This window comes from Georgenia sp. Marseille-Q6866, assembly GCF_965111665.1.
Window position 1 is genome coordinate 161355 of the sequence record NZ_CBCOOR010000004.1, and the last position, 25731, is coordinate 187085.

General features: G+C 71.9%; 23 protein-coding genes. 6 read left to right on the plus strand and 17 right to left on the minus strand.

The genetic code is table 11. The features are described from left to right. The first annotated feature begins 6 nt into the window (after positions 1-6). A complete protein-coding gene (locus tag ACWPXV_RS05290) occupies positions 7-2265 on the plus strand; it encodes a family 43 glycosylhydrolase (protein ID WP_454084248.1) in 2259 nt (752 codons plus the stop codon). Between the two features lie 208 nt (positions 2266-2473). On the opposite strand, the gene ACWPXV_RS05295 is transcribed toward ACWPXV_RS05290, so the two are convergent. Further along, entirely contained in the window at positions 2474-3667 is a 1194-nt protein-coding gene (locus ACWPXV_RS05295) for an OmpA family protein (protein ID WP_454084249.1), read from the minus strand. A 106-nt stretch (positions 3668-3773) separates the two neighbouring features. Between ACWPXV_RS05295 and ACWPXV_RS05300 the strand changes: the two genes are divergently transcribed. Further along, positions 3774-4082, plus strand: coding sequence for an MTH1187 family thiamine-binding protein (locus ACWPXV_RS05300; RefSeq protein ID WP_454084339.1), 309 nt, complete (start codon positions 3774-3776; stop codon positions 4080-4082). A 33-nt stretch (positions 4083-4115) separates the two neighbouring features. Here ACWPXV_RS05300 and ACWPXV_RS05305 read toward each other — a convergent pair whose 3' ends face one another. Continuing rightward, positions 4116-4865 carry a DUF4839 domain-containing protein gene (locus ACWPXV_RS05305; protein WP_454084250.1) on the minus strand — a complete coding sequence of 250 codons (750 nt, stop codon included), beginning with the start codon at positions 4863-4865 and terminating at the stop codon, positions 4116-4118. 209 nt (positions 4866-5074) lie between these two features. On the opposite strand from ACWPXV_RS05305, the gene ACWPXV_RS05310 reads away from it, so the two are divergent. Beyond that, positions 5075-6109 carry an NAD(P)-dependent alcohol dehydrogenase gene (locus ACWPXV_RS05310; protein ID WP_454084251.1) on the plus strand — a complete coding sequence of 345 codons (1035 nt, stop codon included), beginning with the start codon at positions 5075-5077 and terminating at the stop codon, positions 6107-6109. A gap of 69 nt (positions 6110-6178) precedes the next feature. Here ACWPXV_RS05310 and ACWPXV_RS05315 read toward each other — a convergent pair whose 3' ends face one another. The 5 genes from ACWPXV_RS05315 to ACWPXV_RS05335 all read right to left on the minus strand — a co-directional run bounded on the left by ACWPXV_RS05315 (position 6179) and on the right by ACWPXV_RS05335 (position 11530). Beyond that, on the minus strand, positions 6179-7153 hold the full coding sequence (locus ACWPXV_RS05315) for an ATP-grasp domain-containing protein (RefSeq protein ID WP_454084252.1): 975 nt from the start codon (positions 7151-7153) through the stop codon (positions 6179-6181). Positions 7154-7167: 14 nt separating this feature from the next. Beyond that, positions 7168-8745 carry an AbgT family transporter gene (locus ACWPXV_RS05320; RefSeq protein ID WP_454084253.1) on the minus strand — a complete coding sequence of 526 codons (1578 nt, stop codon included), beginning with the start codon at positions 8743-8745 and terminating at the stop codon, positions 7168-7170. 15 nt (positions 8746-8760) lie between these two features. Continuing rightward, on the minus strand, positions 8761-10098 hold the full coding sequence (locus ACWPXV_RS05325) for a M20 family metallopeptidase (protein WP_454084254.1): 1338 nt from the start codon (positions 10096-10098) through the stop codon (positions 8761-8763). Positions 10099-10218: 120 nt separating this feature from the next. Next, positions 10219-10722 carry a thermonuclease family protein gene (locus tag ACWPXV_RS05330; RefSeq protein ID WP_454084255.1) on the minus strand — a complete coding sequence of 168 codons (504 nt, stop codon included), beginning with the start codon at positions 10720-10722 and terminating at the stop codon, positions 10219-10221. Positions 10723-10732: 10 nt separating this feature from the next. Then, positions 10733-11530, minus strand: a complete 798-nt coding sequence (locus tag ACWPXV_RS05335) for a hypothetical protein (protein WP_454084256.1) — start codon at positions 11528-11530, stop codon at positions 10733-10735. Positions 11531-11685: 155 nt separating this feature from the next. Between ACWPXV_RS05335 and ACWPXV_RS05340 the strand changes: the two genes are divergently transcribed. Beyond that, positions 11686-12330, plus strand: coding sequence for a DUF4142 domain-containing protein (locus tag ACWPXV_RS05340; protein ID WP_454084257.1), 645 nt, complete (start codon positions 11686-11688; stop codon positions 12328-12330). Positions 12331-12552: 222 nt separating this feature from the next. After that, positions 12553-13251 carry a sortase domain-containing protein gene (locus ACWPXV_RS05345; RefSeq protein ID WP_454084258.1) on the plus strand — a complete coding sequence of 233 codons (699 nt, stop codon included), beginning with the start codon at positions 12553-12555 and terminating at the stop codon, positions 13249-13251. Positions 13252-13377: 126 nt separating this feature from the next. On the opposite strand, the gene ACWPXV_RS05350 is transcribed toward ACWPXV_RS05345, so the two are convergent. The 7 genes from ACWPXV_RS05350 to ACWPXV_RS05380 all read right to left on the minus strand — a co-directional run bounded on the left by ACWPXV_RS05350 (position 13378) and on the right by ACWPXV_RS05380 (position 22891). Further along, positions 13378-15264, minus strand: coding sequence for an NHL domain-containing thioredoxin family protein (locus ACWPXV_RS05350; protein ID WP_454084259.1), 1887 nt, complete (start codon positions 15262-15264; stop codon positions 13378-13380). Then, positions 15261-15509, minus strand: coding sequence for a hypothetical protein (locus ACWPXV_RS05355; RefSeq protein ID WP_454084260.1), 249 nt, complete (start codon positions 15507-15509; stop codon positions 15261-15263). The genes ACWPXV_RS05350 and ACWPXV_RS05355 overlap by 4 nt, the downstream gene beginning before the upstream one ends. An 85-nt stretch (positions 15510-15594) precedes the next feature. Continuing rightward, positions 15595-17268 carry an alpha-amylase family protein gene (locus ACWPXV_RS05360; protein WP_454084261.1) on the minus strand — a complete coding sequence of 558 codons (1674 nt, stop codon included), beginning with the start codon at positions 17266-17268 and terminating at the stop codon, positions 15595-15597. A 158-nt stretch (positions 17269-17426) separates the two neighbouring features. Continuing rightward, on the minus strand, positions 17427-19091 hold the full coding sequence (locus ACWPXV_RS05365) for an ABC transporter ATP-binding protein (RefSeq protein ID WP_454084262.1): 1665 nt from the start codon (positions 19089-19091) through the stop codon (positions 17427-17429). Next, complete coding sequence (locus ACWPXV_RS05370) at positions 19091-20092, minus strand: ABC transporter permease (protein ID WP_454084263.1); 1002 nt, start codon at positions 20090-20092, stop codon at positions 19091-19093. Before ACWPXV_RS05370 ends, ACWPXV_RS05365 begins: the two co-directional genes overlap by 1 nt. Before the next feature lie 2 nt (positions 20093-20094). Beyond that, on the minus strand, positions 20095-21171 hold the full coding sequence (locus ACWPXV_RS05375) for an ABC transporter permease (RefSeq protein ID WP_454084264.1): 1077 nt from the start codon (positions 21169-21171) through the stop codon (positions 20095-20097). A gap of 79 nt (positions 21172-21250) precedes the next feature. Continuing rightward, positions 21251-22891 (minus strand): ABC transporter substrate-binding protein, encoded by a 1641-nt coding sequence (locus ACWPXV_RS05380; RefSeq protein WP_454084265.1) that lies wholly within the window; start codon positions 22889-22891, stop codon positions 21251-21253. Between the two features lie 322 nt (positions 22892-23213). Here ACWPXV_RS05380 and ACWPXV_RS05385 point away from each other — a divergent pair, with 322 nt between their 5' ends. Then, positions 23214-23741, plus strand: a complete 528-nt coding sequence (locus tag ACWPXV_RS05385; RefSeq protein WP_454084266.1) for a class I SAM-dependent methyltransferase — start codon at positions 23214-23216, stop codon at positions 23739-23741. Positions 23742-23948: 207 nt separating this feature from the next. Here ACWPXV_RS05385 and ACWPXV_RS05390 read toward each other — a convergent pair whose 3' ends face one another. The 3 genes from ACWPXV_RS05390 to ACWPXV_RS05400 all read right to left on the minus strand — a co-directional run bounded on the left by ACWPXV_RS05390 (position 23949) and on the right by ACWPXV_RS05400 (position 25705). Continuing rightward, on the minus strand, positions 23949-24425 hold the full coding sequence (locus tag ACWPXV_RS05390) for an SRPBCC domain-containing protein (RefSeq protein WP_454084267.1): 477 nt from the start codon (positions 24423-24425) through the stop codon (positions 23949-23951). Beyond that, on the minus strand, positions 24422-24763 hold the full coding sequence (locus tag ACWPXV_RS05395) for an ArsR/SmtB family transcription factor (protein ID WP_454084268.1): 342 nt from the start codon (positions 24761-24763) through the stop codon (positions 24422-24424). Before ACWPXV_RS05395 ends, ACWPXV_RS05390 begins: the two co-directional genes overlap by 4 nt. A 234-nt stretch (positions 24764-24997) precedes the next feature. Next, the gene (locus ACWPXV_RS05400) at positions 24998-25705 is read right to left on the minus strand and encodes an alpha/beta fold hydrolase (RefSeq protein WP_454084269.1); all 708 of its coding nucleotides are present in this window, start codon (positions 25703-25705) and stop codon (positions 24998-25000) included. Between the last annotated feature and the right edge of the window lie 26 nt (positions 25706-25731).

The following is a 25731-nucleotide window of genomic DNA, read 5'->3' on the forward strand; positions in this document are numbered from 1 at the left end:
TCAACGATGAGACACCGAAGGATCACGGCGGCGCTCGGCGCGGTCACGCTCGCGCTCGGCCTGGCCGCCGCGGCGGCCGTGCCCGCCCAGGCCGACGGCGGCGAGGACCCCGCCGCCACCTCCTACACGAACCCGGTGACGGCGGACTTCGCCGACACCTACGCCGACCCCGCGATCATCCGCGGCAAGGACGGCTGGTGGTACCTGTACGCGACGTCCGACCCGCTCGTCGAGGGCGGGGAGTTCGGGCTCATGCACGTGGCGCGCTCGCGCAACATGGTCGACTGGGAGTACCGCGGCACCATCCTCGACGAGGGGTCCGCGCCCGACTGGGCCACCGACACGTCCTTCTTCTGGGCGCCGGACATCCGCTACGTCGACGGCCAGTACGTCCTGTACTTCACGGTGACCGACACCGTGCTCAACGCCGGTGACGACTCCGCCATCGGGGCGGTGACGGCGCCGACGCCGGAGGGGCCGTGGACGCCGGTGGCCGAGCCCGTGGTCCCGCCGCGGCCCGACGGCGGGGGCTTCTTCTGGACCTTCGACCCCTCGATGCTCGCCGACGACGACGGCAGCCGGTACCTCTACTACGGCAGCTACTACGGCGGCCTGTGGGTCACCGAGCTCGACGAGAGTGGGCTGCGCGCTGTGGGCGAGGCGACGCAGGTGGCGATCAACGACAAGTTCGAGGGCGCCTACGTGCTCAAGCGGGACGGGTACTACTACCTCATGGCGTCCTCGGCGAACTGCTGCGCGGGGCCGTCGACCGGGTACAGCGTGTTCGCCGGGCGCTCGGAGAGCCCACGCGGGCCCTTCGTCGACCACGAGGGGGTCTCGCTGCTCGACACGCGGCCGGGCGGCACGCAGGTGCTCGTGCAGAACGGCAACCGGTGGATCGGGGCGGGGCACCACACCGTGGTGAGCGACCTGTCCGGGCAGGACTGGATCTACGACCACGCGATCGACCGCGAGGACCCGTGGCTTGCTGAGCCGGGCGGGATCAACCGGCGGCCCACGCTGCTCGACCGCCTCGACTGGGTGGACGGCTGGCCGGTCACCCGGGCCGGGGCGGGGCCGAGCGAGGGCGAGGAGACCGGGCCGGTGGCGGGGTCGCTGCTGGGCCTGACGGTCGAGGACCCCTCCGAGGGTGGCGCGCTGCGCGGCTCCTTCCGCTCCGACGTCGACCCGCAGTCCGGGGAGCACGCCCTGTTCCGCGGGCGGGTGTGGACCGACGAGCCGGCGCCCGAGGAGGTGCACGTCGAGCTCGACCTGCGCACCCGGCGCACGGAGCCCTTCCTCGTCTACGTGGGCCGCGGGTCCAACCGCATCGAGGTGGAGGTGAACCCGGGGGAGCGGGAGCTGCACGTCGAGTACGGCCGCGGGCGCTTCCAGGAGGAGACGACCGTCCCGATCCCGGCCGGCTACGACCTGTCCGTGTGGACGGCGCTGCAGGTGCACGTCGTCGAGGGGCAGGTGCACGCCCGGCTCAGCGAGTCGCGGCTCGGTGACGTCATCGCCGAGGTGGGGCTCGGGCTGCGGCCGGGGATCCTGCGCTCGGCGCCCGTGGAGTTCCGCGGCACGGGCGCGCACGTCGACAACCTGTCGGTCAACGAGGCGTACGAGCCGGTGACCGAGCTGGTGGCCGAGCCTGCCGCTGGTGAGGTGCTCGTGTCCGAGGACTTCGCCGACGCCGAGCTCGAGGGGTGGGAGTGGGTCCGCGAGGACACCGCCGCCCGGGTGGAGGACGGCGCGCTGGTGTGGCCGCTCACCGGTGCCGACCTCGTGGGTGCCGGCGGTTCTGGCGGCTTGCTTCTTCGCGAGGCGCCCGAGGGGGACTGGATCGTGGAGACGAGGCTGACGCTCGACCTCGGGGAGACCGAGGTGCGCAACTTCCAGCAGGCCGGGCTCATCGTCCACGCCGACGACGACAACTTCCTGCGGCTGGGCCACGTGGCGATCTGGAACACCCGCCAGGTGGAGTTCGGCAAGGAGACCCTGCAGGACGGCTTCCTGTCCTGGGGCGGCCACACGAGCGGCCCGCCCGCCGACACGACGTGGCTGCGCATCCACCACTCGACCAACGACGCCGGTGAGCATCTGTACCGCTCGGCCTTCTCCACCGACGGGGAGTCCTGGCGCTGGGGAGCGACCTGGACCCTGCCCGCCGGGAGCGACGCGCGGGTGGGCCTCTACACCGGAGGCGGCGCCCAACCGGAGACCGAGGCGGTCTTCGACTACGTGAGGTTCCTCGACGTGAGCTAACCCGCGCCCCCCACTCCTGTCGCCGAGAGCTGAGTTGTTACTCGGGCACCCCGGAACAACTCAGCTCTCGGCGCAAGGGGAGGGCCGACACCTCGCGGCCAGGAGGGGGGCGCCTCCCTGTCGCCGGGCGCCTCCCTATCGCCGAGCGCTGAGTTGTTACTCGGGCTTCTCGGAACAACTCAGCGCTCGGCGAGGGGAGGGCCGCGCGCTACTCGAACTTGATGGTGATGACGACCCGGCGGTTCTGGGCGCGCCCCTCGTCGGTGTCGTTGTCGGCGCGGGGGTGGGCGAAGCCGTAGCCGGCGGTGGTGACGAGCTCGGCGTCCAGGCCGCCGCGCTCGACGAGCCAGGTGGCCACGGCCTCGGCGCGGCGCTCGGAGAGGTCGAGGTTGTGCTCCTCGGTGCCGACGTCGTCGGTGTGCCCCTCGACGAGGACGGTGACCGGGGTGCCGCGGTCCTCGATGTCCGCGACGACGGCCTCGAGGTCGGACTCGGCCTCGGGCAGGATCTCGTCCTCGTTGTTGCCGAAGAGGACGTCGCCCTCGCTGCTGTAGGAGACGGACTCGTCCTTGTCGGTGACCTCGACGTCGTCGCTGCCCTCGATCCGGTACCCCTGGAGCGAGGCCCCGGGGACGCTCTCACCGGAGACCGAGGAGCCGGGCACCGACACCCCGGGGATCGACGCACCGGGCACCTGGCCGTCATCGAGGTACTCGGCGGACCGGTAGGCCACCGACTGGTACGAGGCAGCCTGATACCCGGCTGCCCGGTAGATGGCCGGCCGGTAGACCGTCGAGACGTAGGAGCCGGGCTCGTCGTCCTCGACCTGGCACACCTGCTCGGCGGAGGCCCCCTCGACGACGACGTCGGGCTGGCTCGCGCCGTCGACGACGATCTCCTCCAGCACGGTGCCGTCCGGCAGCGTCACCGCAGGCAGGACCCGCGGCGGGAGGGAGTAGCCGGGGATGAAGGCGCCGCTGATCTCCACCGCGCCGAGGCAGCCACCGGGGGCGTCGTACTCGACGATGCAGCCGCGGTCGATGACCCGCTCGGGGATCGTCACCGCCTCGATGACCTGCGCCGGAACGGTCTCGCCGCCGAACTCGAAGGCCTCGACCACGACCTCGGGGATCTCCTGGGCCTCGATGACCTCGTTCTCGAGCATGGTGACCGTCTTGCCCTCGCCCGGCTCGCACTGCGGGAAGCGCTGGCCGGCCGGCGCGGTGGCGGCGCCGTCCTTGGCGGTCGGCTCCTCCTTGGCGCTCGGTGTCTCCGCGCTGCTGCTCTCGGTCGCCGACGGCGCGGCCCCGGGGGAGTCGGCGGCGTCGGGCTCGCTGGAGCACCCGGCGAGGACGAGCACCCCCGCCGCGAGGACCGAGACCGAGACGCGAGCAGACCGCATGAGAACCCCTGAGCTTCGACGGGGTGACCACACGCCCGTGCTGACAAAACGTCCACGAGCGTAGCGGAGCGGCGGTGCGGCCCCGGACCGTCCTAGCATGAGCGCCATGCTCTTCGCCTTCTCCGTCGCGCCCACCGTCTCCGACTCGCCCGACGGCTCCGTCTCCGACGCCGTCGCCGCCGCCGTCCGCGTGGTCCGGGAGTCCGGCCTGCCGAACGAGACGACAGCGATGTTCACGACCATCGAGGGGGAGTGGGACGAGGTCATGCCGGTCATCAAGGCCGCGTGCGACGCCGTTGCCGCCCACAGCCCGCGGGTCAGCCTCGTCCTCAAGGCCGACCTGCGCCCCGGCTACGACGGCCAGCTCAGCGCCAAGGTCGAGCGCGTCGAGGAGCGGCTCCGCGGCGAGGGTTGAGAGAACGCCTAGTGGGTGACTTCGCGCTGACTGCTAGTGGATGGCCGTCTCCACGGGCTCGAGAAGGAACAAGCACGAGTTGGGCTCATACTCGCCGACGTCCGCAGTGATGTGAAGGCTGGTTCCGACGTTGATCGCGTCTGGCGTTTCACCGGTGTAGTGGAGGTCGTACGTCGTGTTCACGTCGCGGAACTGGAACGCAGGCCCGATCGAAGAGGTCTCGCTGTAGTCGCCGACACCGAGCAAGAGGTTATATCGAGTGTTGGTTCCGTCAAACTTCGCCATATTCGACACGTTCCCGTCGAATGCGATCGTTGCGTCGCGGTACTTCACGGCGAATTCAGCGATGGAGCTGTCGCAGTAGTCGCTCAGCTCGAGGATCGCCGCGAGATCTGCGTTGTTCTCGGCGGTGAGCACCTCGTCGCGGGTCTGCTCCGGCACGGCGGGCGTCGGCGCCTGGGAAGTGGGCGCAGGCTCCGCGGGGGTAGGCTCAATGTCTCGCGCCGTCGCCGTTGCCGCCGGCTCGGCGCTGTCGGAATCGCTGAGGGCGCCGATGGTGATCGGTGTGATGATCGCGACCGCGAGCAGGCCCCCGCCGATGGCGATGAGTCCCCAAGGTGGCTTCGCCTTGGGACGACGGAGCACGATCTCTGTCTGCAGGTTGCCCTGTGACTGGGAGACGACCTCCCACCCTTCCTTCTCCCATTTTGCGGCCGTTCGAGACTCCATGCCGCGGATGCTCCGCACAGTCTTCGTTTCGTACTTGACGGACTCTTCGGTCACGCGATGCCTCGTCCCATTCAGAACCGGCAACATGCCGGGCTCGGAGTTTATCGATCACCGGTGCAGCCCTAGCGCTCGCGTCCGGGTCAGTAACAACTCAGCTCTCGACGTAGGGGTGGGGTGGGACCTCCTGCTCATGCTGGGCGCCGGGGGCCTGAGAAGGTTGGGGGAGGGCCGGCATCTCGCGCCGGTCCAGAAGGAGGACCAGCATGAAGGCACTGCAGTACCGCACGATCGGCGCAGCCCCCGAGGTCGTCGAGATCGAGACCCCCGAGCCAGGCCCCGGCCAGGTGCGGCTGAAGGTCACCGCCGCCGGCGTGTGCCACTCCGACTCGTTCGTCATGAGCCTGCCCGAGGAGCAGTACATCTACGGCCTGCCGCTCACCCTCGGCCACGAGGGCGCCGGCGTCGTCGACAAGGTCGGCGAGGGCGTGACCGGAGTCGAGCTCGGCACGGCCGTCGCCGTCTACGGACCCCAGGGCTGCGGCCGTTGCTACATGTGCGCCCAGGGCAAGGAGAACTACTGCGAGCGGGCCGCCGAGCTGGGCATCGCCCCGCCCGGGCTCGGTGCGCCCGGCGCCATGGCCGAGTACATGATCGTCGACGATGCCCGCCACCTCGTGCCCCTCGGCGACCTCGACCCCGTCCAGAACGTGTCGCTCACCGACGCCGGCCTCACGCCGTACCACGCGATCAAGATGTCGCTGGACAAGCTCGTGCCGGGCTCGGTCGCCGTCGTCATCGGTGCCGGTGGGCTCGGGCACGTCGGCATCCAGATCCTGCGCGCGATCACCCCGGTGACCGTCGTTGCCCTCGACCTCGCTGAGGACAAGCTCGAGCTCGCCAAGGAGGTGGGCGCGCACCATGCGTTCCTCTCCAACGACGACGCCGTGGAGCAGGTCCGCGCCCTCACCGGTGGGCGCGGCGCGGTTGCCGTCTTCGACTTCGTCGGCGTGCAGCCGACCATGGAGCTGGGCGCCAAGATGGTCGCCGTCAGCGGCGACCAGGTGAACGTCGGCGTCGGCAGCGGCTCGCTCCCCGTCGGCATGCTCGACCGACCGTACGAGTCACAGGTGCGCGCGCCGTACTGGGGTTACCGCCACGAGCTCTTCGAGGTGCTCAACCTCGCGCGGACCGGCGCCGTTCACGTCGAGACGGAGGTCTTCTCCCTCGACGACGCGCCCAAGGCCTACGAGAAGCTGCACGACGGCACACTGCGCGGCCGCGCCGTCATCGTCCCGTAGTCCCGCCCGCAAAACGCCGAGAGCCGGATCCCTCCTCGGAGAAATCCGGCTCTCGGCGCGCTCGAGGGGCTACGCTGCCGCGGCGTCGCCCTCGGAGGCGAGGCGGACGAGGTAGTCGACCAGCGCGGCCGGGGCCGAGCGGGGCGCGACGGCCTCGACGTTCGCGTTGTAGTTCGTGTTCGTGTTGACGTCGTAGGTGAGCAGGCGGCCGTCGGTCGACTCGATGAACTCCACGCCGAGCACCTCGATGCCGTTGCGGGCGGCGAAGTCGATGTACTTCCCGATGATCGGGTGGTCGAAGCCCTCACGGAGAGTGAAGAGCTGCTGGCCGATCTCCGGGGCGATGGTGGCCCCGGGCGGCATGATCGGGCGGCCGGTGCTCGGGTCGATCTCGCAGGCGTCGGCCGGGCACAGCTGGAAGCCGCCGCGGGCGGTGTCGGCGTCGATGGCGTAGATGAACTCCCCGCCGACGATCTCCACGCGGGTGATGCGCGGCGTCGCTGCCTGGACGTACTCCTGGACGAGCGTGATGCCGTCGACCGGCTCCTCGAACTCGTCGGACCCGACGTAGGTCTCGAGCTCGGGGAAGGAGCCGAAGCGCCGCACGCCGAGCCCCTTGCCGCCCTGGTTGTGCTTGAGGATCAGCGGGGTGGGGAAGCCCTGCGCGGCGCGCAGGATCTGCTCGCGGCCGATCGCCGCGACGGTGCGCGGCGTCTCGATGCCCGCTGCCCGGAGCGCGGTCAGCTGGTCGACCTTGCTCATCTCCAGCTCCAGCACCCGGCGCCCGTTGACGGTCCGCCGTCCGTGCGCCTCGAGCCACGAGAGCACCGCCCGCGTGTAGTCCTTGGACAGCGTGTGCCCACGGGTGTGGGAGGAGGCGCTGATCCGCGACCAGAAGATCCCCTCGGGCGGCGCGGAGTCGAGGTCGAGGACGCCGTCGGTGAGGACCCACTCGACGACCTCGACGCCGCGGCCGGCGAAGGCCTTGGCGAAGGGCGGGAACCACTCGGGGTTCTCGTGCAGGGCGTAGATGGGGAGAGTCATGTCAGGGCGAACAGTCACTGGTCGAGGAAGATTCCGTTGCCGGGCCCGAGCGGCAGGTCGAGGGCGAAGAACACCGAGAGCACGGCGACCCACGCCAGCCAGAACACGACGGTGAAGGGCAGCATCCGCGCGATGATCGTGCCCAGGCCCGCCTTGGGCTCGTACTTCCTCAGCATCGTCAGCAGCACGATGATGTACGGGTTGAGAGGGGTGAGGATCTGCGTGGCGGAGTCACCCACGCGGAAGGCGGCCTGGATGAAGGCCGGCTCGTAGCCGATGAGGGCGAACATCGGGACGAACACCGCCGCCATGAGCGTCCACAGCGCCGAGCCGGAGATGATGAAGAGGTTGAGCGCGGACGCGAGCATGACGAAGAGCAGGATGGCGAGGAAGCCGGTCAGCCCCGCCGCCTCGAGCCCTTCCGCTCCGGTCACCGCGATCCACGAGCCGATCCCCGACCAGTTGAACAGCGCGATGAACTGGCCGAGCACGAAAGCGAGCACGAGGAAGGGGATCATGTCGCGGATCGCCTTGCCCATGAGCGTGGTGACGTCCGCGACGGTGCGCGCGGTGCCCACGACCCACCCGTAGACCAGCCCGGGCACGAGGAAGAGCAGGAAGACGAGGAAGACGATCGAGCTGAGCAGCGGGGAGCTCGGCAGGAAGCCGCCCTCCTCGTTGCGCCACGGGGAGCCGGGCACGGCGACGGCGGCGACGACGGCCGCCGCCGTCAGCGCGAAGGCCACCGCGGCCCACAGCAGGCCGCGGCGCTCGATGGCGGTGAGCTCCGCCGTCACCGCCTCGCTCGACGACGTCCCGTCCTCCTCGTCGTCGGCCTGCTCCGTCTGCGGCACGCCCTGGCGGGTGAGGCGCGGCTCGAGGACCTTGTCGATGAGCAGGCCGGCCAGCGCCATGAGGATGAGGGCGGCAGCGATGTTGAAGAACCAGTTCGACACCGGGTTGACCGGCGCGCCCGGGTCCGGCAGGACGCCGACGACGGACTGGGTGATGCCGGCGAAGAGCGCGTCGAGGCTCGTGACGAGGATGTTCGTCGAGTACCCGGCGCCGGTCGCCGCGAAGCCGCCGATGAGCCCGGCCACGGGGTGGCGGCCGGCGGCCTTGAAGGCCAGCGCCGTGAGCGGCGGGATGACGACGAAGGACGCGTCGGACAGCACCGAGCCGAGCACACCGACGACGCCGACGGCGTACGGCAGCGCCCACGTCGGCGCGGACCCGATGAGCTTGCGGATCGCCGCCGCGAGCATCCCGGACTTCTCCGCGACCCCGACGGCGAGGAGGATCGGCAGCACCGTGACGAGCGGCGGGAAGCCGACGTAGTTCGCGCCGAGGTTCTCGGTGAGCCACACCAGGCCCTCGCCGGTGAAGAAGCCGCGGATCTCCGTCACGTCGTCGCTGCCGGGGATCTGGACGGTCACCCCGGCCCAGGCCATCGCCGTCGACGCGACCGCGACGATGACGAAGAGCGCGAGGAAGAGGGTGAAGGGCTCGGGGAGCCGGTTCCCGACGCGCTCGACGCCGTCGAGCAGCCGGGAGCCCCAGCCGCGGCGCGTGGCGGTGGTGTCCGCGGTCATGTCGCCCCTCGTGTCTCAGTCGAAGTAGTGCGGGACGTCGAGCGGCCCGCCCTGGGCGGCGAACTCGGCGTCGACAGCGTCGCGCAGCTCGGGGTCGCACAGGTAGTCCAGGGCCGTGAGGGCCAGCCCGACCGCGCCGTCGAGCGCGCCGGAGCGGGCGGCCGGGCCGGCGGCGGCCCGCGCGAAGTCCTCCGTGTGGAGCGCGACGTCCGGCGGGGCGATCGCGATGAGCGGGTGGATGCCCGGCACGCGGTAGCTGACGTTGCCGAAGTCGGTGGAGGCGGCGAGCGTCTCGGGCACGACGCCGCCGGCGAGCGGCTCACGGCCGCGGCGCCGCTGGGCGGCGACCCAGCGGGCGGTGAGCGCCTCGTTGGTGCGCACCGGCAGCGACGGCGGGTGCTCGTCCCACTCGATCTCCACGCTCGTGCCGGTCATGAGCGCGGCGCCGCGGGCGATGTCGTCGAGCCGGCGGCTGAGGTCGCGCAGCGTGTCGGGGTACTTGGAGCGCGCGTAGAGGTCGACGACGGCGCGGTCGGGGATGACGCTGGGCCGCGTCCCGCCGTGGGTGACGACGGCGTGGACCCGGTCCACGGGCGGCAGCTGCTGGCGGAGCAGGCCGATGCCCTGGTAGGCGAGGGCGGCGGCGTCCAGGGCGTTGCGGCCCATGAAGGGCTGGGCCGAGGCGTGGGCGGAGACGCCGGTGAAGACCCAGCGCAGCAGCCGGCGTCCGAGCCACACCTGGTCGGCGAGGTCGTAGCCGTAGGGGTGGACCATGACCGCGGCGTCGACGTCGTCGAAGGCGCCGTCGAGCGCGAGCACCTCCTTGCCGGAGTGCCCCTCCTCGGCGGGCGTGCCGAGCAGCACGACCCGGCCGGCGACGGCGTCGGGCCGGTCCGCGAGGGTGCGCGCCAGGGCGAGGAAGGCCCCGACGCCCGCGGCGGCGATGACGTTGTGCCCGCAGGCGTGGCCGAGGTTCGGCAGGGCGTCGTACTCGGCGAGGATCGCGATGGTGGGGCCGTTCTCACGGCCGCGGACCTCGGCCCGGAAGGCGGTGCCGACGCCGTGGACGCCGGCCTCGGCCCGGATGCCGTGCCGGTCGAGGAGCGCGACGAGCGTGGCGACGCTGCGGTGCTCCTCGTAGGCGGTCTCGGGCTCGGCGTGGAGCGCGGCGACGACGTGGTCGAGGTCCGGGGCGAGCGACTCGGCGGCGGACTCGACTGCGTCGCTCAGCTCGGCGGGCGCGCCGTGGAAGGGGGACTCGGGGGCGGTGGACTGCCGCATCCGCGCGTCGGTCTCGTCCGCGAGGTGCGCCAGGTAGGCAGTGCTCGGCTCGAGCGGGTCGGTGTGAGGCACCTCGCCAATGTAACGACGGGCCTCGGAAGCTGCTCGACCGGCCCCGTGGCCCGGCCTGACGGGTAAGGCTGGGACGCGCGGGTGCACAGCGGGACGCCGACGACGAGCTCGACGTCCGAGTCAGCAGCCGTTCGCGGGGTCGTAGAGGCCGCGGGACGCTGCTCGCGCCTCCTCGTGAGCCGCGACGACGGCATCGTGGAAGCGGTCGTTCGGCTCCACGAGCACCGGCACCGCGAGGCCGGCGCGGGCAACCTCCGCGTTGATGAGGACGTCGCCGAGGTAGACACCGGCGAGGCGGCGGCCGTACCGGTCGGTCGGCTCGACGTCCTCGACCAGGCGCACCTCCGTGCCGGGAGGGATGAGGTCGGCGAGGAAGGCGGTGGCCTCGTCGCCCAGGCACTCGGCCTCGGTGTACGGACCGTCCTTCTCGGGGGTGTCGATGTTGAGGAGCCGGGCGGGGACCTCCTCGCCGTCCAGGTCGACGCGGATCGTGTCACCGTCGACGACGTGGGTGACGACGGCGACCTCACCGGCCGTCTCCTCGGCCGGGGCGCACGCGGCGACAAGCGCGGTGACGACGGCGAGCGCCGCGTGCCACGCCCGAGGCCCAGTGCGCCGTGGCACGCCTACGGCCTCACTCGCACAGGCCGTTCTCGGTCACGCCGCGCGCGCACAGCGGGGTGAGCTCGACGGACCGGACGGTGTGCCCCTGACCGGTCCGCTCGGTGACGACGTGGAGCCGCTCCCCGGCGAGGGCGTCGTCACCGAGGCCGACGACGTCGATGACCACCTCTCCGTCGTCACCCTCGACGGGGCCGTCCACGACCACCGTCTCGACCGACGGCGGCTGGTCGCCGGTCCGCTGTCGGGCGACGAGCAGGCCGGCCTCTTCGACCGTGCCGGCCGAGGGCAGCTCGGGAAGGTCGGCAGTGATGTCGGTGGTCTCGCCGGGGAAGGCGAGGTGCTTCATGTCCATCCAGAAGAACCAGCCGTCGGTCTTCATGACTTGCGCCCAGTGCGAGCCGTCCTCGCGGCGGCGGATCTCGCCGTACGCGGGGCTCACGCCGAGCGGCTCCAGGGTGCCGACGGACTCGAACTCCGTCCCCGGCCCGCTCCGGTAGTGGAGGCCGCTGCCCGCCTCGACGCCGATGACGGCGACGACCTCGTTGAGGGGAGGAATGTCGACGACCTCACCCGGCAGCTCGCCGGCGGCGGCGCCGGAGTCCGTGGGCTCCTCCGAACCGGTCGGCTCGGGGGTGGTCGGTTCCTCCGCGCTGGTGGGCTCCTCCGTGCTGGGCTCGGTGCTCGCCTCGGAAGGGGAGGGAGCGGTGGAGCTCGGCTCCGCACCGGGAGAGTCCTGCGCGGTCTCGGTGCCGCACGCGGTGAGGAGCAGGCCGGCCGCGAGGATGGCCGCGGGGAGTGTTCGTCGCATGTCGAGCACGCTAGTGCCGAGCGCCGTCTCCACGGCGCGACTGGGCGCCGTCGAGACGTAGTTGCAACACAGGCGTTCGCGCGCGCGATCTCTGTCGCGCCAGTACCTTAAGCCCGTGTGGCGACTGTCACACCTCTTCCTGATGGGGGCTCGACATGGTTCTACGACGCGCTGTCCTGGGTGCCGGCGTCCTGCTCGGTGCCGCGGTGCTCGCGGTGTCACCCGCTGCCGCCGAACCTTCCGAGCAGGACGAGGCCTGGATGGTCGCCGCCCACCAGAGCAACCTCGCCGAGATCGCCGCAGGCACGACCGCGCAGGAGCAGGCCACGACGGATGCGGTGCGCGAGATGGGCGCGACGCTCATCGCCGACCACGAGGCGCTGGACGCCGACCTCGTCGCCCTCGCCGAGGAGCTCGGCGTCGACCTGCCGGACCAGCCGTCACCGGAGCAGGAGGCTGCGCTCACCGAGGTGCGGGAGCAGCAGGGGGAGGCCTTCGACACCGCGTGGATCGCCTCGCAGATCGAGGGGCACCGGATGTCCCTGGCCGCGGGGCAGGAGGAGATCGCGAACGGGTCGGACGAGGACGTCATCGCGCTCGCCGAGGCCGCCGCTCCGGTGATCCAGCGTCACCTCGACCACCTGCTCGCCATGTCCGGTGACGCACCAGGGGCGGTCCCAGGCGGCATTGCACCGGACAGCGGCACGGACGCGCTCGGTGTCGCGGCGATCGCCCTCGGCGCCGTCCTCGTGGCCGGCTCCGCGGCCGTGGTCGTGCGACGCAGGCAGGTCCGGGCGTAGGTGGTCCCACGGCACGCGGCCCGCGCGCGACGGGGCTTCCCGTGGCGCGCGGCTCTCGAACGCCGCGGCACAGCGCGGCGCCGGATTGCCGCGCTGGGCGCGACCCCACCACACGGAGCTCCGGCAGTGCGTGCGGCCGCACGGCACGTGGCGTCCCCGCGGGGCGCTGCCCGACGCCGTGAGGCTCTCGCGCAGACCGGTGCGCGTCGGCGGGAGGCTCCCGTGCGGCGTGGCACCCCGCGGCACGGGGCCGCGGCGCAACGCGGCGTCCCGTTGGGTGCGGTCGCGATGGCCGCGGTGGCCGGCATAGGGCTCGTGCTCGGCGGAGTGCAGCTGCTCGTTCAGGATCCCGTGGTCCGGGCGGCGGACTTCGGGCCGACGACGGCGGGGGCACCGGCGTCGTCGTCGGTGACTGTGCCCGAGGTGGCCGGCCCCGCATGGGCGGTCCCAGGTGCCGTCTCCGCCGTCGCCCATGCGCCGACGCCGGTCCCGCCCGCCCGGGTGACGCTCACCGACGTCGCGGCGGAGGTCGTGCCGGTGGGCGTGCTGCCGTCCGGTGAGCTGCAGCTGCCTGAGGACCCGGCGCGCGTGGGGTGGTGGGCCGCCGGTGCCGTGCCCGGCCAGGGTGAGGGCACGGTGGTGCTCGCCGGCCACATGGACGGACTGCGTCGCGGCGGGGCGATGAGCGCCATGCTCGAGGTCGCGTCCGGGGACGTCGTCTCCCTCGAGGACAGCCGCGGGCGCGCCCACGAGTACCGGGTGGTCGAGCGCAGCACGACCCCGCAGGAGAGCCTGGACCCGTCGATCTTCGCGACGGACGGGCCACACCGGCTCGTGCTCGTCACCTGCGGTGGGACCTACGACGAGGCGACGGGGCGGTACTCCGAGAACATCGTCGTCGTCGCCGAGCCGGTCGGCTGAGCCCGAAGGCAGGTGCCACAACCGCTCCGGCGCGACGGCGACACACCGGACGACACGCCGTGACAGGTGTTGCCCGGGGCTCCCACGGCCAGCGCTTGTGGCACATGCCCGGCGGAACGCGGCGACTCAGCCGTGGAGGTTGAGGACGAGCTCCTCCGGTCCGCCCTCGACGACCCGCACCGGGATGCCCCAGTCCTGCGCCGCGAGGTGGCAGGCGGGGAACTCGATGGCCGGGTCGTCGTCGCAGGACGCGGCCTTGGCGGTCACCGACAGGACGGTCTGGCCGTCGCTGTCACCGTCGAGGGAGCCGAGGCTGAGCGTGACCTCCCGCTCGAGATCCGTGCCCGTGCCGCCGCCGGCGACGAGGGAGTCGGCGGAGACGGAGAGCTGGGTCGAGGGCCCGAAGCGGTCGTCGAGCTTCTTGCCGGCCGGCGGGGTGAAGACGACGCGCAGCGTGAAGCTCGGCGCCACCTCGGTGGCGGGCCGGTGGGTGCGATGCGCGCCGCCGTCGTGCAGGTCGGCCGTGCCCTCGGGCAGCGGCACCCGGGTGAGCCGGTGGGCGGCGGACTCGACGACGAGGAGGTGCGTGCCGTCGTCGTCCACGAGGAGACCGGACGGCTCGCGCAGACCGGTGGCCACGGTGCTCACCTGCCCGGTCGCGGGGTCGTAGAGGCGCACGGCGCCGTTGTACGTGTCGGCGACGGCGACCTGCCCGCCCGGGAGGGCGGCGACGCCGAGCGGGTGCTGGAGCAGCGCGTCGGCGGCGGCACCGTCGCGGTGGCCGAAGTCGAACAGGCCCTGCCCGACGGCGGTGCGCACCTTGCCGGCGGGCACGTCGACGTAGCGCAGCGCGGAGGTCTCGGCGTCGGCGAGCCAGATACGGCCGTCCGAGCCGACCGAGAGCCCCGAGGGCTGGGCGAACCAGGCCTGGCGCAGCTCGCCGTCGACGAGGCCCTCGTTCATCGTCCCGCCGAGCCGCGCGAGAAAGCCGGCGGCGGGGTCGAAGGTCCACAGCGTGTGGTGCCCGGCCATGGCGACGACGGCGGCCTTCGCCTCGGCGGACCAGGTGACGTCCCACGGCGAGGACAGGCGGATCCGGCGCGCGGGGCCGTAGTCCTCCGTGGCCGGCTCCTCGCCCGGCTCGACGTTGTCCGGCGCGCCGACCATGAACTGCTCGCCGGTGCCGGCCAGCGTCGTCACATGCCCGTCGGACAGCCGCACGCCGCGCAGGAGGTGGTTGACGGTGTCGGCGACGACGACGTCGTAACCCACCTGCTCGGCGACCTCACCCGGGAGGAGGCACAGGCCGTTGGGCTCGTTGAGCTCGGCGACGTCGGCGGGGCCGTCGGTGCGCCCGCGGGTACCGGAGCCGATGGCGCGGACGAGCGTCTCGCCGTCGGGCTCGAGCTCGGCGAGGCGGTGGTGGCCGGCGTCGGCGACGAGGAGGTTGCCGCCGGGCAGGGTGATGGCCTTGGCGGGGAACTTGAGGAGGCCGGCCGTGGGCTCGGGCGGCACGTAGGGGCCGCTGCCGCGGTGGAGGGTGCCCTTGGCCTCGTGCTCGGCGACGAGCTGGTCGATGGCGGCGGCGATGTTCGGGGTGTGCCCCTCCCCGGCCATGTGACCGACGATGTAGCCCTCGGGGTCGATGAGCACGAGCGTGGGCCACGCGCGGGCGGTGTAGGCCTTCCAGGTGACGAGCTCGGGGTCGTCGAGGACCGGGTGGGCGACGTCGTAGCGCTCGACGGCGGCGACGAGCGCGTCAGGGGCGGCCTCGTGGACGAACTTGGGGGAGTGGACCCCGATCGTCACGAGGACGTCGTGGTACTTCTCCTCCAGCTCGCGCAGCTCGTCGATGACGTGAAGACAGTTGATGCAGCAGAAGGTCCAGAAGTCGAGAAGGACGATCTTGCCGCGCAGCTCTGCCAGCGAGAGCTCGCGGCCACCGGTGTTGAGCCAGCCGCGCCCGACGAGCTCGGAGGCGCGGACACGGGGCTGGGTGCGAGCGGAGGTCATGCCCTCATTGTCGCCGGGGCCGCTTCGCCTCCGAGCACGAGGACACCGGTCGTCTCGTGGGATGGGACACGGAGCCCGGCGGCGGCACCGGCCTCCTGCCCCTGCGCGTCGCCGTCGGTGAGGAGCCGGCCGGTGAGGACGTGCATGGCGACGAGGACGGCGAGGGTCAGGACGACGAGCGCGGCGCCGACCACGATGGCGCCGGCGATCTCGGGAAGCGGGGTGCGGGTCCGGTCTGTGCTCACAGCACGATCCTCGCCGGGCGGGGCACCGGCCCGCGTCGGCCTCGCGGCTGACCTTGATGGCCCGGGGTCCACCCGTGGTCGGACCCTAGGGCAGGCGCAGGCCGCCGGCGTGGTGGACGTGGAACCATCGGTAGCCGTAACCGTCCAGGGCCAGCTCGGCTGCGCCGTCGTCGTCCAGGACGAGGCGTTCGTCGCCCAGAAGGCTCTCGAGCGCGGACCCGGGCGGGGCGTCGATCCGCAGCGGGACGGTGCGCGCCGCGCCGCCGAGGTTGTGGACGGCCACGACCATCCGCCCGTCCCACGCGACGCAGTGCGCGAGGACCTCGGCGTGGGGCTGGTCGAGGACGTGGAAGGTGCCGCGGCCGAGCTCGGGGTGGGAGCGGTAGGTCTGGACGAGCTGACGCACGAAGCTCCACAGCGAGTCCGGGTCGCGCATCTGGTCCCACGCGTTGACGAACTGGGGGCCGTAGCCGTCCGGCACCGGCCGGGCCACGAGCTTGGCGGGCGCAGCGGTGGAGAAGGCGCCGTTCGGCTCCGGGGACCACTGCATGGGGGTGCGCACCGCCATGCGGCCGTCGGCGGCGAGGTCCTCACCCATGCCGATCTCCTCGCCGTAGAACAGGGACGGCGTGCCGGGCAGGGAGAACAGCAGCGAGTAGACGAGGCGGATGCGCCGCGGGTCGCCGTCCATCATCGGCGGCACCCGCCGCTTGAGACCGCGCCCGTAGATCTGCATCTCCTCCTCCGGCCCGAAGGCGGCGAAGACCTCCGCGCGTTCGTCCTCGGAGAGCTTGTCGAGGGTGAGCTCGTCGTGGTTGCGCACGAAGGTGGCCCACTGGCAGTCCTCGGGGATCTCCGGGCGGGCCAGCAGCGCCTCGGTGAGCGGCCCGGCGTCGCCGCGGGCGAGGGAGAGGTAGAGCTTCTGCATCGTGATGAAGTCGAACATCATGTGGAGCTGGTGGCCGTCGCCGAAGTACGTCACCTGCTCCTCGTGGGGCACGTTGACCTCCCCGAGCAGGACGGCGTCGCCCCGGCGGCGCGAGAGGAAGGCCCGGATGTCCTTGAGGTGGTCGTGCGGCTGGGCCATCGCGTCGGCGTCCTGGCCGGTCATGCCGATGTCCTCGAGGAAGAAGGGCACGGCGTCGACCCGGAAGCCGTCGATACCGAGCTCGAGCCAGAAGCCGACGACCTTCATGATCTCGTCGCGCACCTTGGGGTTGGCGACGTTGAGGTCCGGCTGGTGGGAGTAGAAGTGGTGGAGGTACCACTCCTCGGTCTTCTCGTCGAAGGTCCAGATCCCGCCCTCCTGGTCGGGGAAGACGGCCATGTCGGAGGTGTCCGGCGGGGTGTCGGCGCGCCACACGTAGTAGTCGCGGAACGGGTTGTCCTTCGACCGCCGGGCAGCCTTGAACCAGGGGTGCTGGTCGGAGGTGTGGTTGATGAGGAGGTCGACGATCACCCGCATGCCGCGGTCCTTGGCGGTGCGGACGAGCTCGACGACGTCGCCCAGGCTGCCCAGGCGCGGGTCGACGCCGTAGAAGTCGGTGACGTCGTAGCCGTCGTCGCGGTCGGGGGTGGGGTAGAAGGGCATGAGCCACAGGCACGTGACGCCGAGCTGGTCGAGGTAGCCGATGCGGTCGACGAGGCCGGCGACGTCACCCACGCCGTCGCCGTCGGAGTCGAAGAAGGTCTCGACGTCGAGGCAGTAGATGACGGCGGTCTTCCACCACTGGTCGGAGGTCTCGGTGATGCGGGTCATGCGGCCCTGTCTACCGGTGGGGGAGCGTCGCGGCATCCGGGCCGGGGCTCGGCGGGCAGGAGGGGACGTGGTGCGGAGACGTGAGACTGCTCCACCAGCTGGGGCAATCTCACGTCTCCGCGACAGCACCTCCTGCGCCGCGTACCGCCCGGGCGGGTTCAGCCGCGCAGGGCCGCCAGCGCCTCGCGCCGCTGCTGCTGCTCGACCGGGTCGGGCACCGGCACCGAGGCGAGCAGCTTCTGCGTGTAGGGGTGCTGCGGCGCCTGCAGCACCTGCTCGCCGGTGCCGAGCTCGACGAGGTCACCGCGGTAGAGCACCGCGATGCGGTCGGCGAGCATGCCGACCACCGCGAGGTCGTGGCTGATGAAGAGCGTGGCGAAGCCGAGACGCTCCTGGAGCTCGCTGAACACCTCGAGCACCTTCGCCTGCACCGACACGTCCAGCGCCGAGGTCGGCTCGTCGGCCACGAGCAGGTCCGGGTCCAGCGCGAGCCCGCGGGCCAGGCTCGCCCGCTGACGCTGCCCGCCGGAGAGCTCGTGGGGGTAGCGCTCCGCGTAGTGCGTGGGCAGGTGGACGGCGTCGAGCAGCTCGTTGACCCGGGGCCGTGCCGCCGCGGCGTCCTTCGCCCGCCCGTGGATGAGGAGCGGCTCGGCGACCGCCTCTCCGATGGTGAGGAGCGGGTTGAAGCTCGTCGCCGGGTCCTGGAAGACGAAGCCGACCCGGGCGCGCAGCGGCCGGAACGTCTTCTCCTTGAACCCGACCATCTCGTGGCCCAGCACCTGCAGCGAGCCGCCGGTGGCGCGGGTGAGCCCCGCGATGGCACGGCCGATCGTCGTCTTGCCCGAGCCGGACTCACCGACGAGGCCGAGGACCTCACCGGGCGCGATGTCGAAGCTCACCTGGTTGACCGCCCGGAAGTCGGGCTGACGGAGCCGCCCGGGGTAGACGATCTCGAGGTCGCGGGCGCGCACCACCGGCTCGGTGGCGGCCGGTGCGGTGGCCGGGGTGCCGATCGCGGCACCGAGCCTGGGCACCGCCCCGAGCAGCTGGCGGGTGTACTCGTGCTGCGGGGCGGCGAAGAGCTCACGCGCCGGCGCCTGCTCGACGACCTTCCCGCGGTACATGACCGCGACCCGGTCGGCGAGGTCGGCGACCACGCCCATGTTGTGGGTGATGAGGATGATGGCGCGGCCGAACTCGTCGCGCACCGCCCGGAGCAGGTCGAGGATCTCGGCCTGGACGGTGACGTCCAGCGCCGTCGTCGGCTCGTCGGCGACGATGACCTTGGGGTCCAGCGCGAGGGCCATCGCGATCACGATGCGCTGCTTCTGGCCGCCGGAGAACTGGTGGGGGTAGTGGTCCACCCTCTTCTCCGGGTCGGGGATGCCGACCTTCCCGAGCATCTCCACCGCCCGCGCCCGGGCCTCCTTCTTCGAGTACTCCCCGTGGGCGCGCAGCCCCTCGGCGAGCTGCCACCCGACCGTGAAGACCGGGTTGAGCGCCGTCGAGGGCTCCTGGAAGACCATGGCGACGTCGCGCCCGCGGGCCTTGCGCAGCTCGCCCGGCTTGAGCTGGACGATGTCGCTGCCCGCGAGGACGACGGCGCCCTCGACGCTCGCGTTGTCGGGCAGCAGCCCGAGGACGCTCTTGGCGGTCACGGTCTTGCCCGAGCCGGACTCCCCGACGACGGCGAGCACCTCCCCGGGGTTGACGTGCAGGGAGACGCCGTCGACGGCGCGGACCGGCTCCCCGTCCGTGGCGAAGGTGATGTGCAGGTCCCGGATGTCGACGACGGGGCCGCCGTCGGCGTCGTGCGTGGTCATCACGCCGCTCCCTTCATGGCGGTGGCGACGCGGCGCGGGGGCCGCGGGGGCCGGCGACGGATCCGCAGGCGCGGGTCGGACAGGTCGTTGAGGCTCTCACCGACGAGGGTGATCCCCATGACGAGCATGACGATGGCGACGCCGGGGAAGACACCGGTCCACCAGATGCCGCTCGCGACGTCGGAGATCGCCCGGTTGAGGTCGTAGCCCCACTCGGCGGCCGCCGTCGGGTTGATGCCGAAGCCGAGGAAGCCGAGCCCGGCGAGGGTGAGGATCGCCTCGGAGGCGTTGAGCGTGACGATGAGCGGCAGCGAGCGCGTCGCGTTGCGCAGCACGTGCCGCGAGAGGATCCGCGGCGTGGAGGCGCCGAGCACGCGGGCGGACTCGACGAAGGCCTCGGCCTTGAGCCGGACCGTCTCGGCGCGCACCACGCGGAAGTACTGCGGCACGAAGACCACGGTGATCGAGATGGCCGCGGCGGCGATCCCGCCGAAGAAGCTCGACTGCCCGCCGGAGATGATGATCGAGACGACGATCGCCAGCAGCAGGGACGGGAAGGCGTAGATCGCGTCGGCGACGGTCACGAGGACCCGGTCCAGCCAGCCGCCGAGGTAACCGGAGACCAGGCCCAGGGCGATGCCGAGGAAGATCGAGGCGACGACGGCGAGGACCACCGTGAGCAGCGCCGTCTGGGTGCCCCACACGACGCGCGAGAAGACGTCGTAGCCGCCTACCGTCGTCCCCCACCAGAACTCGCCCGACGGCGGTGCCTGCCGGGGGAAGGAGCCGTCGGGGCCGCTGAGCTGGTTGAAGGAGTACGGCGCGATCAGCGGTGCGAGGACGGCCGTGAGGACGAAGACGGCGCAGATGACGAGGCCGGCGATGAGCATGCCGCGCTGCAGGCCCACGCTGCGCCGCAGCTGCCACACGAGCGGGAGCTTCTTCCACCGTGCCACGTGCGCGGCGGCGCCGTGCTCGATCGGGTCGGGTGCGGTGCTCATCGTCAGTACCTCACTCTCGGGTCGATGAGGGCGGCGATGACGTCGACGACGAAGTTCGTCACCGCGACGATCACCGCGAGGAGCGCGACGATGCCCTGGACGGCGACGAAGTCGCGCGCCCCGAGGTACTGGGCCAGCTGGAAGCCCAGGCCGCGCCACTCGAAGGTCGTCTCGGTGAGGATCGCCCCGCCGAGCATGAGGGCGATCTGCATGCCCATGACCGTGATGATGGGGATGAGCGCCGGCTTGTAGGCGTGCTTGCGCAGCAGGCGTCCCTCGGGCACGCCGCGGGAGCGGGCAGCGTCGACGTAGTCCATGCCGAGTGTCCCGATGAGGTTGGTGCGCACGAGCCGCAGGAAGACGCCTGCGGTGAGCAGGCCCAGGGCGACGGCGGGCAGGACGGCGTGGGACAGGACGTCGGAGATGAGGTCCCAGCGGCCGGTGCGCAGCGCGTCGATGATGTTGATGCCGCTGGACCCGGAGATCCGGTCCAGCGTGAGCTGGGTGCCCGGCGTGGCGCGCCCGCCCAGCGGGAACCAGCCCAGCCACACGGAGAAGACGAGCTTGAGGAGCAGTCCGGCGAAGAACACCGGGGTGGCGTAGCAGAGGATCGCGAAGACGCGGAGCACGGCGTCAGGCAGCTGGTCGCGGCGGTAGGCGGCGATGCGGCCCAGCGGGATGCCGACGAGGAGCGCGACGACGAGCGCGAAGACGACGAGCTCGAGGGTCGCGGTCCCGTAGGTGAGGAGGATCTCGCTGATCGCGCGGTTGTCGGTCACCGTGCGGCCGAAGTCGCCGGTGAAGATCTGGCCGAGGTACTCGACGTACTGGACGAGCACCGGTCGGTCGTAGCCCGCGGCGGCGAGCCGCTCGGCGAGCTGGTCGGGGGTCAGCCGCCCACCCACCGACGCGGAGATCGGGTCACCGACCACCCGCATGAGGAAGAACACCAGGGTGACCAGGATGAACACCGTGGGGATGATGAGCAGGAACCGCACGAGGATGTAGCGGCCCAGGCCCGACCCGCCGGACTTGTCGGCGGCTGGGGTGACCACCGTCCGTTCGTCAGCGATCGTCACGAAGACTCCTCTCACGGACGGACGGGGTGCCGCTTGTGGCGGCACCCCGTCGCGTCGTCGTGGATCTTGCGCTCGGGCCTTAGCGTCCGAGCGGGGCGTAGCGGAACTTGAAGGAGGCGTCGAGGGTGACGCCGGTGATGTCGTTCTGGGCCACGGCCACCTGGGCGCCCTGGAGGTAGGGCAGGGTGGAGAGGTCCTCGGCGACGAGCTGCTGCACCTGGGCGATCTTCTGCTCACGCGCGGCCGGGTCCGGCTCGGTGGCCTGGTCGAGGATGAGGTCGTTGACCTCCTGGTTCTCGTACCCGTTGGCGAGGAAGTTCTCCGTGAGGAAGAACGGGGAGAGGTAGTTGTCCGCGTCGGAGTAGTCCGGGAACCAGCCGAGCTGGTAGGCGGGGTAGACGCTCTCGACGCGCTCGGTGTTGTAGGTGTCCCACAGCGTCGACTGGAGCGTCACGTCGAACACGCCACCGGCCTCGAGCTGGCTCTCGATCATCGCGTACTCCTCGTCGGAGGAGTTGCCGTAGTGGTCGGGGCTGTACTGGAGGTTGAGCGCGACCGGCGTCTGGACACCGGCCTCCTCGAGGGCCGCGGCGGCAGCCTCGGCGTCGGGGCCGCCCTGGCCGTCGCCGTACATCTCGAGGAGGGGCTCGGCGGCGCCGCTCAGGCCCTCGGGCACGTAGGAGTACAGCGGGGTGTAGGTGCCCTGGTAGATCTCCTGGCTCAGCGCCTCGCGGTCGAGCAGGTGCGCGGCGGCCTGGCGCACGGCCAGGGCCTTGGCCGGGTCGGCGTCCTCGGTCGCCTCACCGAAGGGCTGGGCGTTGAAGTCCCAGGTGATGTAGCGGATCTCGCCGCCGGGCCCGTCGTGGATCGTCACGCCGTCGTCGCCCTCGAGGTCGGCGAGGTCGGTGGGGGAGAGGTTGCGGAACGCGACGTCGACGTCACCCTGCTGGACGGCCAGCTTGAGGGAGGTCTCCTCGGTGAAGTACTGCGCGGTGACGACGTCGGTCTCCGGGGCGCCGAGCATGCCGCCGTAGTCGGCGAAGGCCTCGTAGCGGACGAGCTCGTTCTGCGTGTAGTCGGTGATCGCGTACTGGCCGGCGAAGGCGTTGCCCTCGACGATCTCCTCGGCCGGGGTCAGCTCGGTGGCCGAGAAGACGTCCTCGTCGACGATCGGGCCGACGGGCGAGGAGAGCACCTGCGGGAAGGTCTGGTCGTTCTCGCTCTTGAGCTGGAAGACGACGGTGAGCTCGTCCGGCGCCTCGACGCTGTCGAGGTTGTACAGCAGCGAGGACGGACCGTTGGGGTCCGCGATCGCGAGCTGGCGGTCGAAGCTGAACTTCACGTCCGAGGAGGTGAGCTCGTTGCCGTTGGCGAAGGTCAGGCCCTCCTTGAGGGTGACCGTGTACTCCGTGGGCGCGGTGAAGTCGGCCGACTCGGCGATGTCCGGCTCGACGTCGGGGCTGCCGTACGGGGTGTTGAGCAGGAAGGGGAAGACCTGGTTCTGCACGAGGAAGGAGCCGTTGTCGTACGAGCCCGCCGGGTCCAGGGAGAAGATGACGTCGGTGGTGCCGACGGTGATGCCGTCGCCGCTGGAGCCCGAGGCGTCGTCGCCGGAGCCCCCGCCGCCGCCGTCGTCGGTCTCCGCGCATGCCGCGAGGACGAGGATGAGGGCGGTCGAGGCACCAACCAGTACCCGGCGCCGCTGGTGAGCGAGGGCCATAGTTCACTTCCTTATGAGAAGGGGGCCACTCGCCCTTGCGAGAGCGGACGAGCGGCAGCTGCTCTCGCGCTCCGCCCGGCCGGGAGGGGCGCGGGTATGGAAACTAACACACGGCGTCTCAGTCCCTGAACATCCGGAACCCGGTATTCGGTTCACATCGTAGACACCCTCCCGTCCTCTACGCCCGAAGCGGGATTCCGCCCGGGGTGGATGAGGGCCTGCCGTGCCCCTCCGCGGCGGGTGCGGTGGTCGCGGGGCTCCGAGGCGGGGGGTTCGCCGGGTCGCTACTCTCGAGCCTCGGGCGGCTCGGGAGGTGGGGCTGGTGCTCGACCGGCAGCAGTGGGCGGTGCAGCACGTCGTCGCGGCGCGACCTCAGACGGTGCTCGAGATCGGCTGCGGCCCGGGTGCGGCGCTCCAGCGGCTGGCGGAGGCGCTGCCCGAGGCCCGGATCATCGGGATCGACCGGTCCCCGGTCGCGGTGCAGCGCGCGGCGGTCCGGCAGGGCAACCGTCTCGACGGCGAGCGGGTGTCGCTGCACCACGTCACTCTCGCTGGCCTCGACCTGCCGGAGGCGTCCATCGACGTCGCCTTCGGGGTGAACGTCAACGTGTTCTGGACCTCGCGCGCCGAGCGAGAGCTCGCCGTCCTGCGCCGCATCCTGCGGCCCGGGGGAGTGCTGCACCTGGTCTACGAGCCGCCCGGTCCGGACCCGTGGGTGGTGAGCGGCGTCGAGGAGTCCCTCCAGCAGGGCGGCTGGACGTGGAAGGTACGCAGGAAGCGCCCGCTCGCCGTGCGGGACGCGATGCCCGGACGGCGGCACCTCGTGGCGGTGTCCGCGACTCCCGCATGACCTCGGCGGCGTGGCGGTCGAGCAGGTCCACGATGTGTTCCTGGTGGCTGCGCATGGCGCGGCCGGACGGGTCCTTCGGGTTCGCGGGCTGGAGCCCGAGGTTGCGCGCGTGTCACGTACTGACGACGCCGACCGTGCGCCCTCTCGTGCGACCGTGCGTCCGCTGCGGAGTCACGGTCGCCGCCATGGGCGCACGGTCGCCGCGCCTCAGGCCGCGTCCATCGACCTCCCGGTCTCGACGAAGGTCTTGAGCCCGGACAGCGACCACGGCCAGCCACCGCCGCCGCCCTCGGGGTCGCCGCCGCCGTTGAGCTCCTCGGCCTGGTCGGGCGCGGCGCTCACGTCGTGGGTGAGGACGACCTTGGTCTGGCCGTTGGGGTACTCGGTGAGCTCCCAGGTGAGGCGGGTGGCCGGCGCTCCCGGCCGCCACGTGGGGCTCCAGGACAGCACGAGGAGGCGGGGCGGGTCGATGTCGACGACCTCGCCCTCGACGGCCACCGGTCCCATGCCGAAGGCGACCATGTCCGGGGTGGAGAGGTTGCGGTAGGCGCCGCCGGGGCGGGGGTCCATCTCGACGTCGCCGCCGTAGCCCCACTGGTTCGTGCCCTCGGAGGTGGTGATGGCGTCCCAGACCCGCTGGGCCGGAGCGTTGATGTAGATCGTGTGGATGACGGCTGTGCTCATGACGGGTCCTTGTCCTCGAGTCGTTCCTTGAGATCGATGAGGGCGTCAGCGGTGCGCGCCCTGTCGGTGTACTTGCCGATCCAGCGGCGGTGGATCTGCTGGACCGGGACCGGGTTGAGGTAGTGCTCCTTGACCCGGCCGACCTTGCGGGTGGTCACCAGTCCTGCCGCCTCGAGGAGGCGCAGGTGCTTGGCGACGCCGAAGCGCGTCATCTCGACATGCTCGGCGACGACGACCTCGAGCTCCCCGAGCGCACGCCCGTCGCGCTCGAAGAGGGCGTCCAGGAGCAGCCGACGGATCGGGTCCGCCAGTGCCTTGAACACGAGGTCCTCGTCCACACGGCGAGCATAGGTGACTGAACGGTCACCTATCAAGGCCCATCGTCGCACTGTGCGCCCGCCGGTCCACCGTGCGCGCGGTCTACCGGCAGCACGGTGGGACCAGGAGGCGCATAGTGCGGAGGGGCCGGGGGCGGACACCGCTCGCTCCGACCGTGCGCCGCCGGTCCACCGTGCGCCCGGTCTGCCGGCAGCACGGTGGGACCAGGAGGCGCACGGTGCGGAGGGGGCCGGTCAGCCGGCCCGCGCGCCGAGGACCTCTGCCGCGTACCGGTCGAGCAGTGCGGCCACCTGCTCGGGGTGGCTGAGGACGGCGAGGTGCCCGCCGTCGACGTCGTCGGCGACGATCCCGAGGCGCTCGCGGGCGAGGCGGTGCTGGAAGTCGCGGGGGAAGAGACGGTCGTCGCGGCCGGCGATGACGCGGGTGGGGACGTCGGGCCACCGGGTGAGCGGCCACGGGTCGGCGAACGGTCGGCCGGACTGCTCGCTGTCCCGCTCGCCCTCCTCCGCGAAGAGCGTCGGCGGGACGTCGTGGCCGTAGAGCACCGCCTCGTCCTCGAGGTCCGCCTCGCTGAGACCGATGCCCCGCGCGTGCTCGACCATCGCCTCGTGCTGCCCCGTCACCCGCCACCAGTCCCCGCCGGTCTCACCCGGCGTGGGGACCATCGCGTTGTGCAGGACGAGGAGACGGACCGGGAGGCGCTCGCAGACGAGCGGCGCGGTGAGCGCGCCCATCGACAGCGCGACGACGGCGAGGTCCTCCGCCCCGGCCGGCAACGCACGGACGACGGCGTCGACGTACTCACCCAGCCCGGCGTCGTCATCGCCGGCGGGGAGGTCGACGGGGACGGCGCGGTGTCCTCGGCCCTCGAGCTCGCGGGCGACGAGGTGCCAGACCCAGCCGGAACCGCCGGCGCCGGGAAGCAGCATGAAGGTGGCCATGGAGGAACAGACCTGAGCGCGCCGCG

Coding starts and splice junctions, on each gene's coding strand:
- ACWPXV_RS05400 (WP_454084269.1), bottom strand. CDS start 25,705: ATGGCCACCTTCATGCTGCTTCCCGGCGCCGGCGGTTCCGGCTGGGTC.
- ACWPXV_RS05340 (WP_454084257.1), top strand. CDS start 11,686: ATGGTTCTACGACGCGCTGTCCTGGGTGCCGGCGTCCTGCTCGGTGCC.
- ACWPXV_RS05300 (WP_454084339.1), top strand. CDS start 3,774: ATGCTCTTCGCCTTCTCCGTCGCGCCCACCGTCTCCGACTCGCCCGAC.
- ACWPXV_RS05290 (WP_454084248.1), top strand. CDS start 7: ATGAGACACCGAAGGATCACGGCGGCGCTCGGCGCGGTCACGCTCGCG.
- ACWPXV_RS05390 (WP_454084267.1), bottom strand. CDS start 24,425: ATGAGCACAGCCGTCATCCACACGATCTACATCAACGCTCCGGCCCAG.
- ACWPXV_RS05320 (WP_454084253.1), bottom strand. CDS start 8,745: ATGACCGCGGACACCACCGCCACGCGCCGCGGCTGGGGCTCCCGGCTG.
- ACWPXV_RS05360 (WP_454084261.1), bottom strand. CDS start 17,268: ATGACCCGCATCACCGAGACCTCCGACCAGTGGTGGAAGACCGCCGTC.
- ACWPXV_RS05315 (WP_454084252.1), bottom strand. CDS start 7,153: ATGACTCTCCCCATCTACGCCCTGCACGAGAACCCCGAGTGGTTCCCG.
- ACWPXV_RS05335 (WP_454084256.1), bottom strand. CDS start 11,530: ATGCGACGAACACTCCCCGCGGCCATCCTCGCGGCCGGCCTGCTCCTC.
- ACWPXV_RS05350 (WP_454084259.1), bottom strand. CDS start 15,264: ATGACCTCCGCTCGCACCCAGCCCCGTGTCCGCGCCTCCGAGCTCGTC.
- ACWPXV_RS05295 (WP_454084249.1), bottom strand. CDS start 3,667: ATGCGGTCTGCTCGCGTCTCGGTCTCGGTCCTCGCGGCGGGGGTGCTC.
- ACWPXV_RS05380 (WP_454084265.1), bottom strand. CDS start 22,891: ATGGCCCTCGCTCACCAGCGGCGCCGGGTACTGGTTGGTGCCTCGACC.
- ACWPXV_RS05310 (WP_454084251.1), top strand. CDS start 5,075: ATGAAGGCACTGCAGTACCGCACGATCGGCGCAGCCCCCGAGGTCGTC.
- ACWPXV_RS05365 (WP_454084262.1), bottom strand. CDS start 19,091: ATGACCACGCACGACGCCGACGGCGGCCCCGTCGTCGACATCCGGGAC.
- ACWPXV_RS05370 (WP_454084263.1), bottom strand. CDS start 20,092: ATGAGCACCGCACCCGACCCGATCGAGCACGGCGCCGCCGCGCACGTG.